Below are 22884 nucleotides of genomic sequence, written 5' to 3'. Positions count from 1 at the left end.
TATGCCGGAATGGAAAGAAGTCCTCGACGAGGCCGGTCGGTACGCGGTCCGCTACCTCGAGGGGCTGCCGGCGCGGCCGGTCGGCAGCAACGCCACGCTCGAGTCACTGCGGGCGGCCCTGGACCTGCCGCTGCCCGCCCAGGGCACCGACCCGCGCGAGGTGATCGCCGAGCTGGCGCGGCACGCCGACCCGGGCGTGGTGGCGTCGTCGAGCGGGCGGTTCTTCGGGTTCGTGATCGGCGGGGCGACGCCGGCGGCGCTCGCGGCCGACTGGCTCACCTCGGTGTGGGACCAGAACGCGGGGCTGTACGTGCTCGGGCCGGCCGCCGCGGTGGTCGAGGACGTCGCGGCGCGGTGGCTCGCGACGCTGCTCGGGCTGCCGGCCGGCGTGTCGGCGGGCTTCGTCACCGGCGCGCAGATGGCCAACCTCACCGGCCTCGCGATCGGGCTCGGGTCGGTGCTCGGCCGGGCCGGGTGGAACGTCGCGGCGGACGGGCTGTGGGGTGCGCCGCGGGTGCGGGTGCTCGCCGGGCAGGGCCGGCACGGGACGATCGACCGGGCGTTGCGGTTCCTCGGGGCCGGTACCGGCTCGATCGTCGAGGTCGGGATGGACGACCAGGGGCGGATGCGGCCGGCGGAACTGCGTACGGCGCTGGCCGCGGGCAGTGGGCCGGCGATCGTCTGCGCGCAGGCCGGGAACGTGAACAGCGGCGCGTTCGACCCGGTCGGCGAGATCTGCGACCTGGCCCACGCGGACGGCGCCTGGGTGCACGTGGACGGGGCGTTCGGCCTCTGGGCGGCGGCGAGTCCCCGGCTGCGGCACCTCGTGGCCGGAGTGGAGCGGGCCGACTCGTGGGCCACCGACGCGCACAAGTGGCTGAATGTCCCGTACGACTCGGGCCTGGTCTTCTGCGCCGACCCGGTGGCGCATCGCACGGCCATGGGAACCCGGGCCGGCTATCTGATCCACGGCGCCGAGGGCGAGCGGGACGCGCTGGACTACGGGCCGGAGCACTCCCGGCGGGCCCGGGGCTTCGCGGTCTACGCGGCGATCCGCGCGCTCGGCAGCGACGGGGTGGCGGACCTGGTCGAACGGTGCTGCGACCTGGCGGCCCGGTTCGCCGAACGGCTGACCGCCTCGGGCCGCGCGACGATCCTCGGCGAGGTGGTGCTGAACCAGGTGCTGGTCCGCTTCGCCGACGACCACGTCACGCGATCGGTGATCGAGAAGGTGCAGCGGGAGGGCACCTGCTGGATGAGCGGGACGACGTGGCGCGGGCAGGCGGCGATGCGCATCTCGGTGTCGAACTGGTCGACCACGCCGCAGGACGTGGACCGCTCGGTGGCGGCGATCCTGCGCTGCCTCTGATCACCTAAGGTTCCCTTGTGACAGTACGCGGAGTGCGACGGATCATCGTGTCGGTGGCGGACCGGGAGCGGGCGCTGGCGCTCTACCGGGACGCCTTGGGACTGGCGGAGAAGTACTCCGCGGGCGAGATCGTGGCGCTTGCCGTGCCCGGTACGGAGATCGAATTCTTGCTGCACGAGCGCCCGCCCACCCCGGGCTTGGCCGGTGTCGCCGTCAGCTTCGTCGTCGCGGACGTCGACGCGGCCACCGCCGCGGCGGAGAAGGCCGGCGCCGCGATCGTCGATGCCCCGGCCGACCAGCCGTGGGGCGAGCGGCAGTCGGTGCTCACCGATCCGGACGGTCACGTCCTCTGCCTGGTAGCGCCGCCGGCGTCCTGAAGTTTGCTGCGGCGCGCGCGCCCGGCGGGCTGAGGTTACTGCGGCGAAACGTCGGCTATCTATGCTTCGCGGATGGACGGGGAGCGGATCGTCGAGGTGCACGGGCACGCTCGTGCCTTCCGGCTCCTGGGTACCGGCCCGACCGTACTGCTGCTCGTGCACGGCATCGGATCCGACGGCGACACCTGGGACATCGTCGCGCCGGCACTCGCCGAGCGGTACACCGTGATCGTGCCCGATCTGCTCGGACACGGCCGGTCGGCGAAGCCGCGGGCGGACTACAGCATCGGCGGCTACGCCAACGGCATGCGGGATCTGCTCGGCACGCTCGACATCGACCGGGTGACCGTGGTCGGCCACAGTTTCGGCGGCGGCGTGGCGATGCAGTTCGCCTACCAGTTCCCGGAGCGGACCGACCGGCTCGTGGTGGTCGCCGGTGGCGGGCTCGGCTCGCAGGTGAGCGTGGCGTTCCGGGCGCTGACCCTGCCGGGCGCGTCGCTCGCGCTGCGGCTCAGCCAGCTGCCGCCGTCCCGCCTCGCCCTCGGTGCGCTGCGCGCCGCCGCCGGCCTGGTCGCGCCGGCCGCGCTCGCGGCCGACCTGAACGAGGCGTACACCGTGCACACCGGGCTACGCGACCCGGCGGCCCGGTCGGCGTTCCTGCACGTGCTGCGGCACGTCGCCGACTGGCGCGGACAGTTGATCACCATGCGTGACCGCGCCTACCTGACCCAGGGCCTGCCGGCGCTGGTGATCTGGGGCGACCAGGACCACGTCCTCCCCGTCTCGCATGCCGAGGCCGCTGCCTCCCTGATGCCCGGAGCGCGGTCGGTGGTTCTGCCCGGCGTCGGGCACTTCCCGCACCGGGAGGCGCCCGAGGAGTTCGTCCGCGCGCTGACCGACTTCGTCGAGAGAACCGAACCGAAACGGTGGGACGCCGGCCGCTGGCGCCGCCTGCTGCAGACCCACTCCTATGTCGGCAACTTCGCGATCACGGAATCGTCGAGCGCGGCCAGCAACGCGGCCGGGTCGTCGTAGACCGCAACAGCGCCGGCCTCGCTCAGCTCGTCGGCGGAGGTGCCGCCGCAGACCAGGCCGATGCACGGGATGCTCAGACGGGCAGCGGCCTGCACGTCCCAGACCGAGTCGCCGACGAAGACCGCAGCACCCGGGTCGACGCCCGACTGCTCGATGGCGGCCTGGAGGATGTCCGGAGCGGGTTTGCTCTCCTCGGCGTCCGAGGAGGAGGTGGCCGCGGCGATCACGTCGTCCGCGCCGACCACCCGGCGCAGCTGCTTCAGCTCCGGTTCCTTGGCCGACGAGGCGAGCACGACCGCGATGCCGCGCTCGGCCACCGCTCGAAGCAGCTCGGCCGCCCCGGGCAGCGGGCGCAGCCGCTCCCACCAGGCCCCGTAAAGGACGTCGTGGGCGGTCGAGGCCTGCTCGTCCTGGTCACGGTCGCGGGCGTCGCCGAGCAGGTGGTCGAGCAGTTTGTCCGAGCCCATCCCGATGGCCCGGTGGATCCTCGCCATGGGTACGTCCGCGCCAAGCTGCCGCAGCGCCTCCCACCAGGCGACCGTATGCAGGTACGTGGTATCCACCAAAGTGCCGTCGACGTCGAAGAGAACCCCGGATCGCATGGATGTGGGGTACCCGAGATCAGCGTCGCGAACCACCGGTCCTCTCCGAGAGACCGCAGCATGGCCAGCAATTTTCCGGCCTGCCGCCCTACGGGCAACGATTCTCTGCGTCGAACCATCTCCGGCCGGCGGCATCTGCTGCGGTTTGTGTGCGAGCCGTTATGGTGCTGCCGCGGCGGCCGGTCAGGTCTACCATTCGGTTCCTCTGTCCGGCCGGGCCGGCGGAAGGTCCATCTCCCGCCGGTGTCGCCGGCGGAGCATGACCATGAACAGGGTCAGCGGGATGAGGGCAACTATCCCGAGGCAAAGCCACTCGCCGGGGCCGCCGCCGTCATAGGTGGGCTGGTACGGGGCGGCCACCGGCGTCGCCGCGGCCGTCGAGGGTGTCACGGTGAACCGGAATTCGCCTCGAGCCGGGTCTCCCGTGCCGGTCGCCGCGACCCAGGTCACCTGGTATTCCCCGACGGGCAGAGGGCGGACCTGCTGCTCGAGATTGGTGTAGAGAAGCACCTGCAGGTGGCCGTCGTTGTAGGTGGAGCCGTCGGATCCGCGAACGACGACACTGCTGAGATTGGCGTCGATGTTCTCGGTGAAGCTGAGGCCGACTTTGTCGATTGATCCTTCGGTGACCGTCGAGTCGGCCTGTGGCCAGCTCTGGAGCAGGGTGGTGCTGGCCCAGGCCGGCGTTGCGGCGGGCGCGGCCGCCAGGAGCCCCGAGCCGATCAGCAGCATCAGTACCGTCGCAACGCGCAGGCATAGGCGGTTGGGAATAGAGCATCGGAGCACGGTGAGATGATCACGGATCCGGGCCGCGTCCGCTGTCCCCCGTTCGGCCATGCCGACGAAGAAGATCTATGGAGTACCGACCGCCCCTGCCCGCAACGACCAACGACAGCCCGGTCAGGGTCATGCCGGCGAGCCCGACCCAGAAGCCGTAACTCGGGCCGGCCTCGATGCCAGGGTCGGTGTACCGCCGTAGGTGATCACGTGGCATCAGCGACTCTGCGAACTCGGTGGCAGACACCATCGCTACCGCAGACGCCTGAAGTTCCGACTCTCGGGGCGCGGTGACCTCGGCCGGTGGCCAAGTCTCGACATCGCTGCGCTGCTGAAGTGTCAGCAACACCGAGACCGCAATCGCGGCCAGGGCCGCGAGCCATATCGCCACCGGCACTCGCCCGCGGGCCATCCGCCACGCCAGCCATCCGACCGCGGCTGCCGCCGTCAGCCAGATCGACGCGGTCCATCGGGAGGACATTCGCCACGCCGATCCCACGAACGTCTCGGTGCCCACCCGCATCGTCCACCAGGGCAGGAAACCGCTCACAAGCGTCAGGACGGCCGAACACCCGATGATTCCCGCACGCCATTCCCAGGACACGAAATGACCCTACGGAGCACAGGTCGCGCCCGCGCAGGCTTCCGACCATCCGAGCGGGCCGGAGTCACCCTAGATCTACCCACACAAACCCAGTGGACTCGGAGGCTTCCGGTGCGAGCAGGGAGAGGTCCCGCCGGCCGGCCGGGGTCTGACCGGATTGGCGGAGGCGGACGGGAATCGAACCCGCCTGACCCGGATGCCGGGTCACAACAGTTTTGAAGACTGCGAGGGGCACCAGCCGCCTGAACGCCTCCTCGCTGAGCCTATCCATCCCGCCCGTGCCAGAGTGGGCAGGGTGACGATCGAAGCGGTCAAGAGGCTCACCGGTTACGCGCACGGCGGCGGCTGTGCCTGCAAGATTCCGCCCGGTGAGCTCGAGGCGGTGGTCTCAGGTCTGGTCGGTGGCGTGCCGTCCGGTGTGGGGGAGCTGCTCGTCGGGCTGGACGACGGGGACGACGCGGCCGTGGTCCGGATCGCCGGCGGCACCGCGGTGGTGGCCACGGCGGACTTCTTCACGCCGGTGGTGGACGACGCGTACGACTGGGGGAGGATCGCCGCGGCCAATGCTCTCTCGGACGTCTATGCGATGGGCGGCACGCCCGTCGTGGCGGTGAACCTGCTCTGCTGGCCGCGCGATCTGCTGCCGATGGAGCTGGCCGCCGAGGTGTTGCGGGGCGGGCTCGACGTGGCCCGCGAGGCCGGCTGCCACGTTGCCGGCGGGCACTCGGTCGACGATCCCGAGCCCAAGTACGGCATGGCGGTGACCGGCGTGGCCGACCCGATGCGGCTGATGCGCAACGACGCGGGCGCGGCCGGGCTGCCGCTCACCCTGACCAAGCCGCTCGGCATCGGCGTGCTGAACAGCCGGCACAAGTCCACCGGCGACGTCTTCCCCGCCGCGGTCGACGCGATGACCACCCTCAATCGGGACGCGTCCGAGGCGGCGCTGCGGGCCGGTGTGGTGTGCGCGACCGACGTGACCGGCTTCGGCCTGCTCGGTCACCTGCACAAGCTGGCCCGGGCGAGCGGGGTGACCGCCCGGGTCGACGCTGCCGCCGTGCCCTATCTGCCCGGCGCCCGGCAGGCCTTGGCCGACGGCTTCGTGAGTGGCGGAACAAAGCGAAACCTCGATTGGGTACGCCCGTCCCTCGACGCCGGTTCGACCCCCGAGGGCGAGTTGCTGCTGCTGGCCGACGCGCAGACGTCCGGCGGCCTGCTGGTGGCCGGCGAGATCCCCGGCTACCCGGTCGTCGGCGAACTGCTGCCGGCCCGCGCGGACGGCACCACGGTGATCGTCCGCTGACGGCCCGGCCGGACAAACCTCCGCTGACGGCCCCGGCCGGACAAACCTCCGCCGGGGGTCAGCGCGCCGGCTCGGCCGACTCCGCCGCCACGCCGGCCGGCGAGGGCATCTTGGTGATCAGCGGCAGGGCCATGGCGACCAGCGCGATCCCGGCCAGCACCAGGAACGGCAGCGTGTAGGACTGGTTGTTCGCCTCGTACAGGGCGGCGGTGAGCAGCGGCCCCACCACCCCGCCGATGCTCCAAGCCACGATCATCGCGCCGTAGATCGCGCCCGCGTTCGGCGTGCCGAAGTAGTCCGCCGAGGTGGCCGGCATGGTGCCGAAACCGCCGCCGTACGCCAGGTAGATGAACGCCGCCAGGATCGCGAACAGGGCGAAGGCCGCCGCGAACGGAAGAATCGCGAAGCAGATCGCTTGCAGGCCGAGCATGCCCAGGAACGCCTGCATCCGGCCGACCCGGTCGGAGAGCCAGGCCCAGAAGATGCGGCCGCCGCCGTTGAACAGGCCGAGGATGCCGACCATGGTCGCCGCGGTGGTGGCCGCGACGCCGGCGATGTCCTCGGCCGAGTCGGCGGCCTGCGAGATGAAGCCGATGCCGCAGGTCACGTTGAGGGCGAGGATCGCGGTCAGCTGGTACCACTGCCGGGTGTGCAGCGCCTCGGGCAGGGTGTAGACCCGGGTGCCGGCCACGGCCCGGCCGGTCGACGCGGGCACGAAGCCGGGCACCGCGTAACCCTCCGGCGGGTTGCGGAAGAAGGTCGCGCCGATCAGCCCGGCGACCAGGTACGCGATGCCCAGCGGCAGGAAGACGCTGGTCTTGTCGGCGGTGTTGCCGAGCAGCGCCTTCGCCACCGGCGCGGTGATCACGGCGCCGAAGCCGAACCCGGCCACCGCGATGCCGGTGATCAGGCCGCGCCGGTCCGGGAACCACTTGGCGAGCATCGCGATCGGCGTGATGTACGCGGCGCCCAGCCCGATCCCGCCCATCGCCCCGTAGGTCAGCACCAGCAGCCACAGCTGGCCGGGGGAGGAGACCAGCGACGCCAGCATGATCCCGGCCGAATAGAGGACGACCCCGCCGAACGCGACCGGTCGGGGCCCGTACCGGTCCTGGATGCGCCCGCCGACCAGGCTGCCGATGAAGATCGTGCCGATCGCCACCTCGAACGGCAGCACCGCCTGGGTCTTGCTCCAGCCGAACTCGGCCTGCAGCGGTTTGTTGAACACGCTCCACGCGTAGACCGCGCCGAGCGCGAGCTGCACGAGCACCGCGGCGACCACGATCCACCACCGGCCACGAGTGGGGTTGCTGCTGCTGGACGTCGTCATGGCGACCTCCCTGTCGAAGTGGTCCCCCCTCGGTTTCCCCCTTTCGACGATCGTGAACCGTCGATGCCGTGGCTAGCCAGTGGCCGCACACTAGTTGCCGATTCGGGCCCGGCTCGCGAGCGCCTCGGCCAGCGGCAACGGGTTGAGGTAGTCCCGATAGGACAAAACCAGGTCATGGCGTACGCGGAAGACCGCGATCACGGTCTGGGAGAACGGTGCGCCGGTATCGAGAACCGTCCCGAGCGCGTCATACTCGACGATGACCACCTCGGGGTCGGTGGTCTCGTGGATGACCACGTTCCGGTACTCGGAGAATCGCACGAAGCCCTTGGCCGCCTCGGTCAGAAACGCGCGGATCTCGTCGCGCCCCTGAAGTCTCCCGGGCACCCCGGCCGGCCGGAACGGCCACTCGATGATCCCGTCGGGCGCCATCAGGCCCACCAGGGCCTCGACGTCCGTCTCTCGGCCGGCCCGCAACACCTTCTCGACGATCTCCCGTGCGGTCATCGCCGCCGCCTTTCGTTGAACGGTTGTTGATTGAACGACCGTAGAACGAACTCGGAGGTCGGTCAACAACCGTAGAATGAACAGGTGACTGAACCGAGCCCGCGGCCGACCCGGGCCGAGCAGCGCCGGCAGAGCGAGGAGAGGATCCTCGCCGCGGCCCGCCAGATGTTCGCCGATCTCGGCTACGACCGAACCACGATCCGGGCGGTCGCCCGGGCGGCCGGAGTGGACGCCGGGCTGGTCATGCACTACTTCGGAGCCAAGGACGAGCTCTTTGCCCGGGCCGCCGAGCTCCCCGCCGACGAGCTGCCCGCCGACGAGCTCCCCGCCGACGAGCTGCCCGCCGGCGATCCCGCCCGGATGGCCGAGGCGCTGCTCGGCTCCCTCGCCAAGCGTCTGGACAGCGAACCGGTGGCGTCGCTCGCCGTACTGCGCTCGATGCTCACCAACGCGGGCGCGGCCGACCGCCACCGGGCGGCCGCCGAGCCACAGCTGGGCCAGATCACCGCCGCGATCCCGGGCGACGACGCCGAGCTACGCGCCAGCCTGCTCAGCGCGATCGTGCACGGCGTCATCATCGAGCGGTACCTGCTGCGGCTCGGGCGGCTGGCCGACGCCTCCCCCTCGCAGATCGTCGACCTGCTCCGGCCGTGCTTCCAGGAACTGGCAGGCTCCGGCCCCGCGGACCGATAGAAGGCGCCCGCCGGCCGCCGGGCACGACGGGATCGGCGCGTGTGAGTCGATGGATGCGGGGGCGCGGCTCTGCCACTATGACCGAATGGGTACCGCAGGCGAGCACGAGCATGCCTCCGAGGCCGCGACCGAGCCCCCGATCCGCGCCGAGCGGCATGAATCCGCGCCGGCCCTGGCCGGGTTCGCCGGTGTGCTGCGGCAGGTGCAGCAGACCGGCGGGAATGCCATGGCCGTACGTCTGATGCGGTCCGTCGCGGGCGAGGCCGGCGACTCAGCGACCGACGTCGCCGGGCGGGTCAACCGGCAGCGGGGCGGTGGCGAGCGGCTCGCGCCCGAGGTGCGGGAGCGGTTCGGGGGCGTGGCCGGCGGCGATGCGCTGGACGGCGTGCGGGTGCACCGCGACGCCGAGGCGGCCGACCTGGCCCGGGCGGTCGGGGCGCGGGCGTTCACCGCCGGTTCCGACGTGTTCTTCGGCCGCGGCGAGTATCGGCCGGACACCGCGGACGGGTCGCGGGTGCTCGCGCACGAGCTGGTGCACACGACCCAGACGCCGGCCGCGCCGGCCGGCGGCGGGTTGAGCGTCAGCGATCCGGGCGACGCGCACGAGCTGGCCGCCGAGCGTACGGCGGAGCAGTGGGTCTCCGGGGCGCCCGGCCCGCAGGCCGGCGTCACCCGCCCGGCCGGGATCGCCCGGGTGCCCGATGCCGGCGGCGGCTCGGACATTCCGGAGGGCTACCGCGGTCTGCTCAAGCCCAGCCTCGACGAGGCGGACACGGCCAAGCTGCACCAGGCGACCGGCGGCGCCGGCCTGGTCGCCAAGATCAAGCGGCGGGACGACACCCGGGCGGCGCTCGTGGCCATGGAGGCCGACCAGGCCGATCGCTCCGGCGTGGACGACGTCGCGGCGACCGACTACGAGGCGCTGAAGGCGATGGACACCGAGCTCACCCTCCAGATCGAACACGAGCTGATCGCGCTCGACGTACCCTCCGAGCAGGACCTGCTGAACCTGGTGAACGACTGGTTCCCGAGGCGCTTCCTGGACGAGGCCAAGCAGGTCGCCCTGGACATGTTGCAGCACAACGCCGATGAGGCGCAGGGCGAGCTCGACCGCTACTCCAAGCTGGTCTGCTCCCCGGACATCGACGGCCTGCTCGCCGCCGACAAGGCGCTCGGCGAGCTGGCACCGCAGAGCCTCATCCTGTCCATCCAGGCCGCCGAGCAGGCGCTCTCGAAGTATGCGCCGGCGGCCGGGGTGCTGACGCCCGAGGAGTTCGCCCGGAACGTGCCGCCGAACGAGCAGTCGGTCATGGTCGACATCGCCAACCTGGACCGTAACCGGCAGCTGCTCGCCCAGCAGCTGCCGATCTTCAACGCGGCCCGGTACGCCTACGGCAAGTCGTACCCGATCCTGCTGAGCAGCGAGTACACGCCGGGCTCGTTCTCCGCGGCGGACCCGATGGAGCTCGGCAAGATGGTCGGCGCCCCGGTCCAGGAGATCCTCACCAACATCGACCGGGTTCGCGGCGCCATCAAGGACGACGAGCTCAAGGTCTGGAACATGCGCGACGTCATCCGGATCACCCAGGAGCGGCTCGGCGTGACGCACGAGACGCTGCTGGCGGCGATCGAGACCAGGATCAAGTCGATCGAGAGCGACGAGGCGTTCCTGGGCTGGGTCAAGGCCGCCCTGGCGATCACGACCACGATCGTGGCGGGCCTGCTGTTCACCCCCGCGGTCGGTGCCGCCGTCGCCGCGGCCTGGGGCGCCGGCTCGCTCTACGGCAGCATCAACACCTATCTCAACGAGTCCGCCGCCGACAACATCGCCCTCGACCCGGCGGTGGCCGACCTGTCGCTCAACGAACCCACCCTGACCTGGGTGCTGCTGGACGCGGCGTTCCTGCTGATCGACCTGGCGCCGGTGGCCAAGGGGCTGCGGCAGGCGGCCCGCACCCTGACCGCGAACGCCGATGCGATGGCACTGGCGGCGTTCCGGCGGCAGGCCGTCGAGCAGCTCGGCGAGGACGCCGCCGCCCGGCTCACCGCCCGGGCCGCCGGCCGCTTCGGGATCCAGCAGGCCGGGCTGCAGATCGCCGAGGAGCAGCTGGCCCGGGCCCGGGCCATCCTGGCCGGGCTCGACCTCTCCGACGACGCGATCGTCCGGGTGCTCGCCAAGGGCGCCGACGTCAACCAGGTCAAGGGCCAGCTGTTCGAGGAGCTCATGCACGTCGACGTGGCCCGGCGGCTGGCCACCGGCTCGTCCGACGTGCTGGGCGTCGCCGACGCGGCCGGGCTGGAAGTCATCGAGGGGCATCGCATCACCGACCTGGCCGGCCTGCAGCTGACCGACGGGGTCATCGCCCGGCGGCTGCCCAACGGCACGCTGGAGCTGGTCACGGTGCTGGAGGCGAAGGCCGGCCGGAGCGCGGCGCAGGGCCTGCGGACGGCGTCGAAGGGCATCGGCGACCCGGCGGAGTTCGCCCGGTTCGTCATCGAGGAGAACCGGGCGGCCGTCGTGAACGTGCTGCGCCGGGCCAACCTCACCGCGGAGGCCGAGGCGGTCGCCCGGGGCGGCGAGACGCTGTCCCCGGCCGCGATCGATGTCGTCTCCGCGGACAAGGGCCTGCGCAAGACCGTCACCCAGGCCGAGCTGGGCGGCCAGGTACGCCGCGACGTCGAACGACTCTCGCCGAACACGACCGACGTCGACGACATCGCCCCGCACCTGGACGAGGTGCCGACCCAGATCCTCGTGGACGGCGTGCCCACCACGGTCCGGATCAGCCCGAACAACACCCGCTTCGTCGGGGTGGTGCCGAACGACGTCGCCACCGACGCGATCACCGCGTCCCTGCGCGGCGAGGGCTTCAACTTCACCGCCATGCAGACCGGCGGCCGGGCCGCCGACCTCACCGCCCGCGCCGAACGCCTGGTCGCCGACCAGGCGGCCGCCTCGACCGCGGCCACCGCCACACCGGCACCGGCAGGGACCCCGACGCAGTAAAAGAAGCGATCCGTGCGGGCGGGGACCGGAACGGCTAGGGTCGATCTCGTGGGCGTCCGGACGTGGATCGAGGGATGGCCGGTCTATCGGCAACTGACCGGGACCGACCCGCTGGGCCGGGGCGCGGCCGCGCAGTCCGAGCGGTCGAGGTCGTTGACCGCCCGCACCGAGACCGCCGACCGGGTCGCCCGCTCGGTGTGCCCGTACTGCGCCGTCGGGTGCGGTCAGCGGATCTTCGTGAAGGACGAGAAGATCGTGCAGATCGAGGGGGACCCGGACAGCCCGGTCTCCCGTGGCCGGCTGTGTCCCAAGGGGTCGGCCAGCCTGAGCCTGGTCACCAGCGACCGCCGGCAGCGGCAGGTGCTCTACCGCCGGCCGTACGGGACGGAGTGGGAGAGTCTCGACCTCGAGACGGCGATGGACATGATCGCCGACCGGGTGCTCGCCGCGCGCGACGCCACCTGGGAAGACCGCGACGATCACAACCGGCCGCTCAACCGCACGCTGGGCATTTCGAGCCTGGGCGGCGCGACGCTGGACAACGAAGAGAACTATCTGATCAAGAAGCTCTTCACGGCGATCGGCGCGATCCAGATCGAGAACCAGGCCCGTATTTGACACTCCGCCACCGTCCCCGGTCTGGGGACCTCGTTCGGCCGTGGCGGGGCCACCAGCTTCCTGCAGGATCTGGCAAACGCTGACTGCATCGTCATTCAGGGCTCGAACATGGCCGAGGCGCACCCGGTGGGCTTCCAGTGGGTGGTCGAGGCCAAGAACCGCGGCGCGAAGATCATTCACGTCGACCCGCGGTTCACCCGGACCAGCGCGCTCGCGCACACCTACGTGCCGGTGCGGGCGGGTGCGGACATCGCGTTCCTGGGTGGGGTGGTCAACTACATCCTGAGCAACGAGAAGGACTTCCGGGAGTACGTGCTGGCGTACACCAACGCGTCCACGATCGTGAGTGAGGACTTCCGGGACACCGAGGACCTGGACGGGCTGTTCTCCGGCTTCGATCCGGAGACCAACACCTATCACCAGGGCAGCTGGATGTACGCCGGGCAGGAGGAGGACGGCGGCGATCACGGCGACACCCACATCGGCCGGGAGACCGGCGCCGGCCTTCAGCAGGAGTCGCACGGGCCGCCGATCCACCGGGACGTGCCGCGCGACCCGACACTGCAGCACCCGCGCTGCGTCTACCAGGTCCTGAAGCGGCACTACGCGCGCTACACCCCGGAGGTCGTCGAGCGGCTCTGCGGCGTACCGAAGGAAAGGTTCTTGGACGTTTGCGAGGCCTGGACCGCGAACTCGGGCCGGGAGCGGACCACCGCGCTGGTGTACTCGGTGGGCTGGACGCAGCACAGCGTGGGCGTGCAGTACATCCGCACCGGCGCGATCATCCAGCTGCTGCTGGGCAACATGGGCCGGCCCGGCGGCGGGGTGCTCGCGCTGCGCGGCCACGCCAGCATCCAGGGCTCGACCGACATCCCGACGCTGTTCAACCTGCTGCCGGGTTATCTGCCGATGCCGCATCACGGGCAGCACGAGACGTTCCGCCAGTGGGTCGACGCGATCCGGCACCCGGGGCAGAAGGGCTTCTGGTCGAACGCGGAGTCGTACGCGGTGAGCCTGCTCAAGGCGTACTTCGGCGCGGCGGCGCGGGAGGACAACGACTGGGGCTTCGACTGGCTGCCGAAACTCACCGGTGACCACGGCACCTACCGGCAGGCCCTCGACATGATCGACGGGAAGATCAAGGGGTACTTCCTGCTCGGCCAGAACCCGGCGGTCGGCTCGGCGCACGGCCGAGCCCAGCGGCTGGGCATGGCGAACCTGGACTGGCTCGTGGTCCGCGACCTCTACCTGATCGAGAGCGCGACGTTCTGGAAGGGCGGGCCGGAGGCGGCGACCGGCGAGATCGTGCCCGAGCAGTGCCGCACCGAGGTGTTCTTCCTGCCGGCCGCCTCGCACGCCGAGAAGGCGGGCACGTTCACCCAGACCCAGCGGATGCTGCAGTGGCGGGAGCAGGCGGTCGAGCCGCCGGGCGACGCGCGCAGCGAGCTGTGGTTCTTCTACCACCTGGGCAAACGCATCCGGGAACGGCTGGCCGACTCCACGCTGCCCAGGGACCAAGGGATCAAAAACCTGACTTGGGAGTACGGGGATGACGAGCCGGACTCCGAGGCGGTGCTGAAGGAGATCAACGGGTACGACCTCACCACCGGCAAGCTGCTGTCCGGGTTCACCGAGATGAAGCCGGACGGGTCCACCTCGGGCGGCTGCTGGATCTACTCCGGGGTCTTCAAGGACGGCGTCAACCAGGCGGCCCGCCGCAAGCCCGGCCGCGAGCAGAACTGGGTGGCGCCGGAGTGGGGCTGGTCCTGGCCGGCCAACCGCCGCACGCTCTACAACCGTGCCTCGGCCGACCCCGACGGCAACCCGTGGTCGGAGCGCAAGAAGTACGTGTGGTGGGACCCGGAGAAGGGCGAGTGGACCGGCGAGGACGTGCCGGACTTCGAGAAGACCAAGCCGCCCTCGTACCGGCCGGCCGACGACGCGACCGGCGTGGCCGCGATCTCCGGCGACGACGCGTTCATCATGCAGGGCGACGGGAAGGGCTGGCTGTTCGCGCCGACCGGGCTGATCGACGGTCCGATGCCGACGCACTACGAGCCGGCCGAGTCGACGATCCGCAACCCGCTGTACGGCCAGCAGGCGAACCCGACCCGCAAGGTCTACGACCGGGAGGACAACCCGACCAACCCGAGCCCGCCGGAACGGCACAGCGAGGTCTTCCCGTACGTGTTCAGCACCAGCCGGCTGACCGAGCACCACACGGCCGGCGGGATGAGCCGGCAGCTCGCGTACCTCTCGGAGCTGCAGCCGGAGATGTTCGTCGAGGTCTCGCCGGCGCTCGCCGCCGAGCGGGGGCTGACCCACCTGGGCTGGGCGCACATCGTCACGGCGCGCGCCGCGATCGAGGCGAGGGTGCTGGTCACCGCCCGGTTGACGCCGCTGCGGATCGAGGGCCGCACCATCCACCAGCTCTGGCTGCCCTACCACTGGGGCTCGGAGGGCCTGGTCACCGGCGACTCCGCGAACGACCTGATCGGCATCACGCTCGACCCGAACGTGCTGATCCAGGAGAGCAAGGTCGGCACCTGCGACATCCAGCCGGGCCGCCGTCCGATCGGAAAAGCCTTGCTCGCGTACGTCGAGGAATACCGCCGCCGGGCCGGGCTGATCCCGGGTCACCACACGCCGATCGTCACCACCGGGGACGCCGATGGCTAACAGTCTGTACGGTCCGCTCGACCCGGCGCCGGACGCCGGCTACGTCGACGCGCCACCGCGGATGGGGTTCTTCACCGACACGTCGGTGTGCATCGGGTGCAAGGCCTGCGAGGTGGCCTGCAAGGAGTGGAACGCCATCCCGGACGACGGGTTCGACCTGCTCGGGCAGTCGTACGACAACACCGGCGGCCTGTCCGCGAACAGCTGGCGGCACGTGGCCTTCATCGAGCAGCCCCAGCCGGAACCGGTGTTTCTCGGCATGCCCGGACAGGACAAACCGGACTTCCGCTGGCTGATGATGTCCAACGTGTGCAAGCACTGCACCCATGCGGGCTGCCTCGACGTCTGTCCCACGGGCGCGCTGTTCCGCACCGAGTTCGGGACCGTGGTGGTGCAGGAGGACGTCTGCAACGGCTGCGGGTACTGCGTGGCGGCCTGCCCGTACGGCGTGATCGACCGGCGCGAGGGCGACGGCCGGGCGTGGAAGTGCACGATGTGCTACGACCGGATCGGCGACGGCCTGACGCCGGCCTGCGCCCAGGCCTGCCCGACCCAGTCGATCCAGTACGGCGAGCTCGACCTGCTGCGCGAGGCCGCCGCCGAGCGGGTCGAGAAGCTGCAGGCCGAGGGGGTCGGGTCGGCCCGGCTGTACGGCCACGACCAGGAGGACGGCGTCGGCGGGGACGGCGCGTTCTTCCTCCTGCTGGACGAGCCCGAGGTGTACGGTCTGCCGCCCGACCCGGTGGTGACGACGAAGGATCTGCCCGACATGTGGAAGCGTGCGGGGATCGCCGCGCTGGCCATGGCCGCCTCGGTGGCGGTCGCGTTCCTGGGACGGCGGAAATGAGCCCCCGCGGCGGCGACCGGCCGATGGTGCCCAAGGCCGACTTCCGCTCCTATTACGGCCGGCCGATCGTGCGGCCCGCGCCGTGGACGCACGACATCGCGGCGTACCTGTTCACCGGCGGGCTCGCGGCCGGGTCGGCCCTGCTCGCCGCGGGCGGTCAGGCCACCGGCCGGCCGCGCCTGCGCCGGGCCGGGCGGGTGGCGGCGCTGGGCGCGGTGACTGCCAGCGGCTACTTCCTGGTCGCCGACCTCGGCCGGCCGGAGCGGTTCCACCACATGCTGCGGGTGGCCAAGCCGACGTCGCCGATGTCGATGGGCACCTGGATCTTCTCGGCGTTCAGCGCGGCGGCGGGTGCGGCCGCGGTGGCCGAGGCGGCCCCGCTGGTGCCGTCCCGGCTCGTCCGCAAGGTGCTGCCGCCGGTCGGGTCGGCCGCGGGGCTCGCCGCGGGGGCGATCGCTCCCGCGCTGGCCACCTACACCGCCGTGCTGCTGGCCGACACGGCCACGCCGAGCTGGCACGCGGCGTACCCGGAACTGCCTTTCGTCTTTGCCGGCAGCGCCCTGGCCAGCGGCGCCGGCGTCGGGTTGATCGCGGATCCGAGCCCGCCGGCCCGGCGGATGGCGGTGCTCGGCGCGGCCCTCGAGCTCTACGGCGCGCACCGGATCGAGACCACAAAGGGTCTGCTCAGCGAGCCCTACGCGACCGGGACGGCGGGCCGGCTGCTGCGGGCCGGGCGCGCCCTGACCGCGGCCGGGGTGGCCGGCGCGGTGCTCGGCCGGCGCAGCCGGATGGTGTCCGCGCTCTCCGGCCTGTCCCTGCTCGCGGCGTCCGCAATCACCCGATTCGGGATCTTTGATGGGGGTATGGCCTCGGCGCGGGACCCGCGGTACACGGTGATCCCCCAGAAGTCGCGAATCGCGGGGAAATCGACCGATTAGGAGCGTCGTTTACGTGATCACCTCCGGACCTCACATCGGCTTCACGGATTGAGCCGGTAGGGTTCCCGCGTGTCTTCCTGGTTCCGTCGGCGTGATCACAACATCTTCACCAACGCGGCCTCGCTGGTGGTCTGCGGTGCCCTGGCCGGGGTGGTGGTGGCCGCCGCGGCGTTCCCGGCCGCCGCGATGTCCGGCCTGACCGTCGAGGCGGGCGGCAAGGCGTTCGCGTCGCTGCCGAGTCAGCTGAAAGCGTTCAGCTCCCCCCAGATCACTCGAGTCTTCGCGTCGGACAACAAGACGCAGATCGCGGTCATGTACGACGAGTTCCGCAGCGACGTGCCGCTGTCGCAGATCTCGATCAACATGCAGAACGCGATCATCGCCGCCGAGGACCGGGGCTTCTACCACCACAGCGGTGTGGACATCAAGGGCACCGTCCGCGCGTTCGTCAACGACCAGAGCGGCGGCTCCAAGCAGGGCGCCTCCACCCTGACCATGCAGTACGTGCGGATGGCGCTGGCCTACTCGGCGACCACCCCGCAGCAGGTCGTGTCCGCGACCGAGGACACCGCGAAGCGCAAGATCACCGAGATGAAGTACGCGATGCAGGTCGAGAAGGAGCTGACCAAGCAGCAGATCCTCGAGCGGTACCTGAACATCGCCCCGTTCGGCAACGGCGCGTACGGCATCTTCGCGGCCAGCCAGATCTACTTCCAGAAGAGCCCGAAGGACCTCGACGTCGCCCAGGCCGCGCTGCTGGCCGGCATGGTCAAGGCCCCGACCAGCTTCAACCCGACCACGGCGACCGGCTACCCGCAGGCGGTCACCCGGCGGCAGTACGTGCTCGACGGCATGGTGACCACCGGCGCGATCACGCAGGCGCAGGAGGCGGCCGCCGCGAAGGAGCAGATCCCGCACAAGGTGAAGAAGACCGGCAACGGGTGCGTCTCGGTCAGCAAGAACGAGTGGGGCTTCTTCTGCGACTACTTCACCCGCTGGTGGCTCGGCCAGCAGGCCTTCGGCGCGACCACGTACGACCGGGAGCAGCGCCTCAACGACGGCGGCTACCGGGTCGTCACCACGATGGACCTCAAGGCCACCGCGGCCGCGCACAAGCGGATCACCGAGCAGATCGGCAACAAGAACAAGGACGCGCTGATGCTGGCGGCGGTGCAGCCCGGCACCGGCCAGGTCCTGGCGCTCGCCGCGAACCGCACGTTCAGCCTGGACGACTCGAAGAACTTCCTCTCCTCGAACCCCGCCAAGCGTGACCGGAAGATCAAGGGCACCTACCCCAACACCACCAACCCGATCATCAGCGGCGGCGGCGACGTCGACGGCTACCAGGCCGGCTCGACGTTCAAGCTGTTCACCATGGTGACGGCCCTGAAGCAGGGCATCCCGCTGACCAGGACGATGAACGCGGGCAAGGTGGCACAGACCCACTACATCGTCGAGCGGGGCAGCCCGGCCGCCTGCCCGGGCACGCATTTCTACTGCCCGGGCAACGCGGGCGAGAGCGAGGCCGGCGTCTACAACATGTGGTCGGCGTTCGGGCACTCGGTGAACACGTTCTTCGTGCCGCTCGAGGAGGAGGTCGGCGCCGGCAACGTGGTGCAGACCGCCGAGGACTTCGGCATCCAGTTCCGCGCCTCCAACGACGCCGACCTGGCCAAGCCGGGCAACGCCGAGCAGTGGGGCGCCTTCACCCTGGGCGTCTCCGAGTCCACCCCGCTCGACCTGGCCAACGCGTACGCGACGCTCGCCTCCGACGGCAAGTACTGCGCGCCGACGCCGGTCAAGGCGATCGTCACCCAGGACAACGAGAAGATCGACGTCGGCAGCGCGAACTGCCGCCGGGTCGTCTCGGCCGACGTGGCCCGGGCGGCGCTCGACGCGGCCCGCTGCCCGGTCGGCGACTCGGCCCAGATGGGCAGCTGCGGCGGCGGGGGCACGGCGCCCGGGGCGCACGGCGTCGTCGACCACCCGGTCTTCGGCAAGACCGGCACCACCGACAGCTCCAAGACCGCGGCCCTGATCCTCGGCACGACCTCGATCGTGGTGGCCGGCTACCTCGCCGACCCGGACTGGCCGCAAACCAGCCAGCACATGTCGCACGGCCAGGTCAACCCCGCGGTCTGGAACACGGTGGCCGACTACATGAGGGGCAAGCCGAGCGTCCAGTTCCCGAAGCCCGGCGACGCCAAGGTCGCCATCGGCGACATGGTGCCGGTGCCCGGGGTGTCCTGCACGACCGTGGCGGACGCGCAGGCGGAGCTGAAGAACGCCGGCTTCATCGGTGTCGTCGGCGGCCAGGTTGCCTCGAGCTGCCCGGCCGGCACGGTGGCCGACACCAGGCCGGGCAGCATGGCCCCGAAGAACACGGCGATCGTGCTGGAGATCAGCCTGGGACCGGGCGGTGCCGCACCCCCCAAGCCCGGCACCAAGGGCGGCAAGAAACACGGCCCGGGCCACTGACGGATCCCGCCGAGGCCGCCCGGGCTACTACGCACCCGGGCGGCACCGGACGCCGTACGCAAGAATGGGTTTGTGATCGATCTTCATCCCGTTCCGGAAGCGCGCACGACACTGACGCACGCCAACTGCGTGGTGTCGACTCCGCTCGGATATCGCCCGCTGCACCTCGACCTGCATGTGCCGCCGGGGGAGGGGCCGTTCCCGGTGGTGCTGTGGATCCACGGCGGGGGCTGGATGAGCGGCAGCCGGGTGTGGACGGTGGACGAGCGGTTCCACGAGCGACTGGTGGCCCGGGGCTACGCCGTCGCCGACGTCGACTACCGGCTGGCGCTGGAGGCGACCTACCCGGCGCAGCAGGCCGACATCGACGCGGCGATCCGCTGGCTGCGGCACCACGCCGCCGCGCTGCGGATCGACCCGGACCGGTTCGCCGCGCTCGGTGAGTCGGCCGGCGGCCAGCTCGCGGCGATCGCCGGCCTCACCGGCGCCGGCGACACCGCGATTCAGGCCGTCATCCTCTGGTACGGCCCGGCCGACCTCGCCGGCCGCCCGAACCGCGACGACCCGTTCAGCAACCCGGCGATCCTGCTCGGCGGGCCGCTCGCCGAACGCGCCGCCCTCGCCCGGCTGGCCAGCCCGCTGCACCGGATCCACCCGGCCGCGCCGCCGTTCCAGCTGGTCCACGGCACCGACGACGAGATCGTCCCGTTCGCCGAAGCGGCCGGCTTCGCCGAGGCGCTGCGGGCCCAGGGCGTACGGTGCGACCTGCTGCCGGTCGAGGGCGCGGGCCACGTCTTCACCGGCGCCTCCGTCCCGATCGGCACGCTCACCGAGGCGGGCGCCGACTTCCTGGACGACGTTCTCGGCCGCTCACCGCACTAGAGACGCTTGGACATTCGCCGGCCGGTCTCGACGTAGCCGAGTTGCTCGTACAGGCTGCGGGCGCCGTGGTTGTGGGCGAAGACGTGCAAGCCGATGGTCGCCGCGCCGTGGGCTCGGCTCCAGCGTTCGCCGGCCTCCATGATGGCGCGGCCGTAGCCCCTGCGGCGCTGGTCCTGCTCGACGGCGATGTTGTACACGAAGGCGGTCGTGCCGGTGAGCTTCAGCCAGAGGAAGCCGACCCGGCGGTCGCCGTCGCAGGCGTACCAGAAATGGTGCCCGGCGGTCCCGGAGCCGTCGGGGAGCAGCGTCGCGTAGGTTTCGGCGGCCTCGGCCGCCGCGGTCTCGGCCGGCACGCCGGAGCGGGTGACGCTCTGCGTGAAGTGCGCCTCGGCGTCCGCCCGCCAGGGTCCGAACTGTTCCTCGGTCATCGGTTCGAGCCGCACGTCCACCATGACCGCCAGCCTAGGTCCCGTCCGGACTCGAGCCCGTTCCGGACAGGACCTGGCGGGGGTTCACTTCTTGGCGACGGTGACCTTCTTGCCGGACGCCTTGAGCGTGAAGGCGGCGGTGCGGTGCGTCCACGGGTTCTTGGCGTACACCCGGATGCCCCCGCTGACGCTCTTGGTCTTGATCATGTGCACGCCGAGCATGTCGTTGACACTCCGGACGTCGTCCTTCGTCACGTTCCGCAGCAGCGACACCGCGACCTGGTGGCCGTTCGCGTCATCCAGCGCGTCGGTGGCGGCCTCGCCGGTGACGTACTTGACCGCGGGCGCCATGTTCAAGTACGCCAGCCCGACGTTCAGCCAGGCGTCACTGATCGTCATGCCGGCGGTCGGCAGGGCCACCTTCTGCGGCCCGTACCCGTACCCGAAGTTCACGGTGAAGTCGTGGTCCTTGTCGGCGTGGGACACGTAGTCCGCGGACGCCAGCACTCCGGCCGCGGTGACGTGCACCGTCATGGTGTCGCCGTCCTCGCTGAGCCGGTAGTCGGTGGATCCGTCGTCGTGCACCGTCTTGGTGGCCGGGTACTTGGTCTCTTGGTCCAGGAAATGCCCCGGCGACATTCCCTCGACACCGTCCTCGCCGTCCAGTGAGGTCGACTTGTCCGAGGTGAAGACGTACTTGACCGACGGGCGGCGCATCATCTTCAGCGCCTCGCGGGAGTCCGGGTCGGAGATGTAGTTGTACGTTCCCCGGCCCACGACGATGTAGCGCGACTGGGGCTCGCCGCCGAGGTTGTACCGCACGTAGGCCGCACCGTGGATCGTGTCGACGACGAGGAACTCGTTGCCCGTGAAAGAACCGACGGCCAGCTTGAGGTTGGCCTTCCAGCCGGCGGCGGCCGCCTTCGCGGAGGTGTCGCTCACCGTCTTGAACTCGGCAGCCACCTCGGCCGCGGTCAGTTCCGTCGACGTGTCGGCGTACGCCGCACCCGGGCCGGCCAAGACGCAGGTAGCCATGGATGCGGTGGCCACGAGCAGGGCACCACGGGACACGACGGGCATGTTCACCTCGGGGATAGCGAGCGGGGAGTCGAGCAAGAACATACCGTCAGCAATCGGACAAAACATCATCTGCACGGTTTGCCGGAATAGCCCGATACCGATCGGGGACGCCGGAGCGGTCGGCGCGACCGGCCGTTCAGCCGACCCGACACTCCCCCGAACAGGCCGGCCGCCACCCGGCCGAGCTCGCCGGGCGCCGTCGAGGACCCTTTTCCGCGTACGGCAGGAGGGCCCGGCCTTCCTCGATCAGCGCCACCCCGCGCGGCAGCCGGTCGCCGGTCGCTGGGTATCCATGATGGACAAGCATGCCAGCCATGCCGGACCGTCGCTGGTGGCCGGCCGATGCGCGGCCTAGCGTCGGCCTGATGAGGATGACCTTGGACAACCCGGCGACCGTCGCGGCCCCGTTCGGCGACCGGTTCGCGCATCTCGCCCGCGTCGACCTGCCGGGCGGCTCGCTGCTGATGCTCTCCGGTCAGGTGGCGGTCGACGCCGACGGCCGGGTCGTGGCGCCCGGCGACGCGGGCCGGCAGGCCGAGCGGATCTTCGAACTGATCGCGGCGATCCTGGCGGCGCACGGCGCCGGGCTGACCGACGTGCTGCACATCCGCACCTTCCTGACCGACCTGGCCGACCTGCCCGCCTACGGCGCCGTCCGCCGCCGGCTGTTCCCCGGCACGCCGCCCCCGGCGAGCACGACGGTCCAGGTCGGCGCGCTGTTCCTGCCGGGGGCGGTGCTGGAGGTGGAGGTGACCGCGGCCGTGCCGGTCACCGGAAACGCAGCCGCCACGCGACCGTCGGAATGATGATCGCTCCCGCGATCAGGTGGGCGGCGGCCAGGACGAACTTGGTCGAGGCCGGGGTGTCCGCCGCCGGCAGCGGCGCGGCCAGCGAGAGGACGAGCAGCGGCAACGTCGTACGCAGGTAGACGCGCCGGGGGTGGGTCGCGAACCGGGCGATCAGCACGACGGCGAAGGTGAACCAGAACGTGACGACCAGCGTGCCCATCGCGAACATGCCGACGGTGATCGGTGTCGCGTGGTGCGAGCCGAGCCCGGCGGCCCGCATCGGCACCCCGGCGGCCCGCGCGGCCAGCCCCCACGCCTCGACGGCGACGCAGGCCGCGAGGGCGGCGAGATAGCAGACCTGCCAGACGGGGCGGCGCACCAGGAACGACGTGGTCGGGACGGCTTCCGTGTCGGACATGACGTTTCCTCCCGGATACTCGGATCGTGTCTTCCGCAGGGGACGACGAAGCCGGTCCGCGATCCTCGACATGACCCGTGTCGAGAACGCCGGGGTGGCTTCGTCTGCCGGGTGAGAGCACGTC

Annotated in this window: 20 protein-coding genes and 1 tRNA gene; 12 read left to right on the top strand and 9 right to left on the bottom strand. The window is 71.2% G+C overall.

The annotated features are described in order from the left end of the window. Position 1: 1 nt before the first annotated feature. The 3 genes from ODJ79_RS25285 to ODJ79_RS25275 all read left to right on the top strand — a co-directional run bounded on the left by ODJ79_RS25285 (position 2) and on the right by ODJ79_RS25275 (position 2781). Complete coding sequence (locus ODJ79_RS25285) at positions 2 to 1369, top strand: pyridoxal phosphate-dependent decarboxylase family protein (protein ID WP_263026056.1); 1368 nt, start codon at positions 2 to 4, stop codon at positions 1367 to 1369. A 32-nt stretch (positions 1370 to 1401) separates the two neighbouring features. Next, positions 1402 to 1746 carry a VOC family protein gene (locus ODJ79_RS25280; protein WP_263026055.1) on the top strand — a complete coding sequence of 115 codons (345 nt, stop codon included), beginning with the start codon at positions 1402 to 1404 and terminating at the stop codon, positions 1744 to 1746. Positions 1747 to 1818: 72 nt separating this feature from the next. Then, positions 1819 to 2781: an alpha/beta fold hydrolase gene (locus ODJ79_RS25275; protein WP_263026054.1), complete on the top strand. Its 963-nt coding sequence runs from the start codon at positions 1819 to 1821 to the stop codon at positions 2779 to 2781. On the opposite strand, the gene ODJ79_RS25270 is transcribed toward ODJ79_RS25275, so the two are convergent. The 4 genes from ODJ79_RS25270 to ODJ79_RS25255 all read right to left on the bottom strand — a co-directional run bounded on the left by ODJ79_RS25270 (position 2715) and on the right by ODJ79_RS25255 (position 5018). After that, complete coding sequence (locus ODJ79_RS25270) at positions 2715 to 3383, bottom strand: HAD family hydrolase (protein WP_263026053.1); 669 nt, start codon at positions 3381 to 3383, stop codon at positions 2715 to 2717. The two genes, ODJ79_RS25275 and ODJ79_RS25270, sit on opposite strands and share 67 nt — an antisense overlap. Positions 3384 to 3572: 189 nt before the next feature. Next, positions 3573 to 4115: a copper resistance protein CopC gene (locus tag ODJ79_RS25265; RefSeq protein ID WP_263026052.1), complete on the bottom strand. Its 543-nt coding sequence runs from the start codon at positions 4113 to 4115 to the stop codon at positions 3573 to 3575. A gap of 64 nt (positions 4116 to 4179) precedes the next feature. After that, on the bottom strand, positions 4180 to 4677 hold the full coding sequence (locus ODJ79_RS25260) for a hypothetical protein (protein ID WP_263026051.1): 498 nt from the start codon (positions 4675 to 4677) through the stop codon (positions 4180 to 4182). Between the two features lie 245 nt (positions 4678 to 4922). After that, positions 4923 to 5018: transfer RNA gene (locus ODJ79_RS25255), tRNA-Sec, on the bottom strand. A 41-nt stretch (positions 5019 to 5059) separates the two neighbouring features. Here ODJ79_RS25255 and selD point away from each other — a divergent pair. Further along, positions 5060 to 6067, top strand: coding sequence for a selenide, water dikinase SelD (gene selD, locus ODJ79_RS25250; protein ID WP_411267368.1), 1008 nt, complete (start codon positions 5060 to 5062; stop codon positions 6065 to 6067). Positions 6068 to 6125: 58 nt separating this feature from the next. On the opposite strand, the gene ODJ79_RS25245 is transcribed toward selD, so the two are convergent. Together ODJ79_RS25245 and ODJ79_RS25240 are read right to left on the bottom strand one after the other, a co-directional pair. After that, entirely contained in the window at positions 6126 to 7397 is a 1272-nt protein-coding gene (locus ODJ79_RS25245) for an OFA family MFS transporter (protein WP_263026049.1), read from the bottom strand. Positions 7398 to 7487: 90 nt separating this feature from the next. Further along, complete coding sequence (locus tag ODJ79_RS25240; RefSeq protein WP_263026048.1) at positions 7488 to 7904, bottom strand: nuclear transport factor 2 family protein; 417 nt, start codon at positions 7902 to 7904, stop codon at positions 7488 to 7490. An 84-nt stretch (positions 7905 to 7988) separates the two neighbouring features. On the opposite strand from ODJ79_RS25240, the gene ODJ79_RS25235 reads away from it, so the two are divergent. From ODJ79_RS25235 to ODJ79_RS25205, 7 genes are all read left to right on the top strand, one after another. Continuing rightward, positions 7989 to 8597, top strand: a complete 609-nt coding sequence (locus tag ODJ79_RS25235) for a TetR/AcrR family transcriptional regulator (protein WP_263026047.1) — start codon at positions 7989 to 7991, stop codon at positions 8595 to 8597. 85 nt (positions 8598 to 8682) lie between these two features. After that, positions 8683 to 11604, top strand: a complete 2922-nt coding sequence (locus ODJ79_RS25230; RefSeq protein ID WP_263026046.1) for a DUF4157 domain-containing protein — start codon at positions 8683 to 8685, stop codon at positions 11602 to 11604. Between the two features lie 48 nt (positions 11605 to 11652). Continuing rightward, entirely contained in the window at positions 11653 to 14901 is a 3249-nt protein-coding gene (gene fdh / locus ODJ79_RS25225; RefSeq protein WP_263026045.1) for a formate dehydrogenase, read from the top strand. Next, positions 14894 to 15748 (top strand): 4Fe-4S dicluster domain-containing protein, encoded by an 855-nt coding sequence (locus tag ODJ79_RS25220; protein WP_263026044.1) that lies wholly within the window; start codon positions 14894 to 14896, stop codon positions 15746 to 15748. Before fdh ends, ODJ79_RS25220 begins: the two co-directional genes overlap by 8 nt. Continuing rightward, a complete protein-coding gene (nrfD, locus tag ODJ79_RS25215; protein WP_263026043.1) occupies positions 15745 to 16686 on the top strand; it encodes an NrfD/PsrC family molybdoenzyme membrane anchor subunit in 942 nt (313 codons plus the stop codon). Before ODJ79_RS25220 ends, nrfD begins: the two co-directional genes overlap by 4 nt. Before the next feature lie 69 nt (positions 16687 to 16755). Next, a complete protein-coding gene (locus tag ODJ79_RS25210; protein WP_263026042.1) occupies positions 16756 to 19164 on the top strand; it encodes a penicillin-binding protein in 2409 nt (802 codons plus the stop codon). Between the two features lie 72 nt (positions 19165 to 19236). Next, positions 19237 to 20046 (top strand): alpha/beta hydrolase, encoded by an 810-nt coding sequence (locus ODJ79_RS25205; RefSeq protein ID WP_263026041.1) that lies wholly within the window; start codon positions 19237 to 19239, stop codon positions 20044 to 20046. On the opposite strand, the gene ODJ79_RS25200 is transcribed toward ODJ79_RS25205, so the two are convergent. Continuing rightward, entirely contained in the window at positions 20043 to 20498 is a 456-nt protein-coding gene (locus tag ODJ79_RS25200) for a GNAT family N-acetyltransferase (RefSeq protein WP_263026040.1), read from the bottom strand. The two genes, ODJ79_RS25205 and ODJ79_RS25200, sit on opposite strands and share 4 nt — an antisense overlap. Before the next feature lie 60 nt (positions 20499 to 20558). Continuing rightward, positions 20559 to 21590 carry a hypothetical protein gene (locus ODJ79_RS25195; RefSeq protein WP_263026039.1) on the bottom strand — a complete coding sequence of 344 codons (1032 nt, stop codon included), beginning with the start codon at positions 21588 to 21590 and terminating at the stop codon, positions 20559 to 20561. 329 nt (positions 21591 to 21919) lie between these two features. On the opposite strand from ODJ79_RS25195, the gene ODJ79_RS25190 reads away from it, so the two are divergent. Next, positions 21920 to 22360 carry a RidA family protein gene (locus ODJ79_RS25190; protein ID WP_263026038.1) on the top strand — a complete coding sequence of 147 codons (441 nt, stop codon included), beginning with the start codon at positions 21920 to 21922 and terminating at the stop codon, positions 22358 to 22360. Here the strand turns inward: ODJ79_RS25190 and ODJ79_RS25185 are convergent. Then, positions 22323 to 22760 carry a DUF6069 family protein gene (locus ODJ79_RS25185; protein WP_263026037.1) on the bottom strand — a complete coding sequence of 146 codons (438 nt, stop codon included), beginning with the start codon at positions 22758 to 22760 and terminating at the stop codon, positions 22323 to 22325. The two genes, ODJ79_RS25190 and ODJ79_RS25185, sit on opposite strands and share 38 nt — an antisense overlap. Between the last annotated feature and the right edge of the window lie 124 nt (positions 22761 to 22884).

It is taken from the genome of Actinoplanes sp. KI2, from assembly GCF_025630775.1.
In the GTDB taxonomy this organism is placed as follows: domain Bacteria; phylum Actinomycetota; class Actinomycetes; order Mycobacteriales; family Micromonosporaceae; genus Actinoplanes.
The sequence above is the reverse complement of the archived record's forward strand: the minus strand, read 5'-3'. Positions and strand labels throughout refer to the sequence as shown.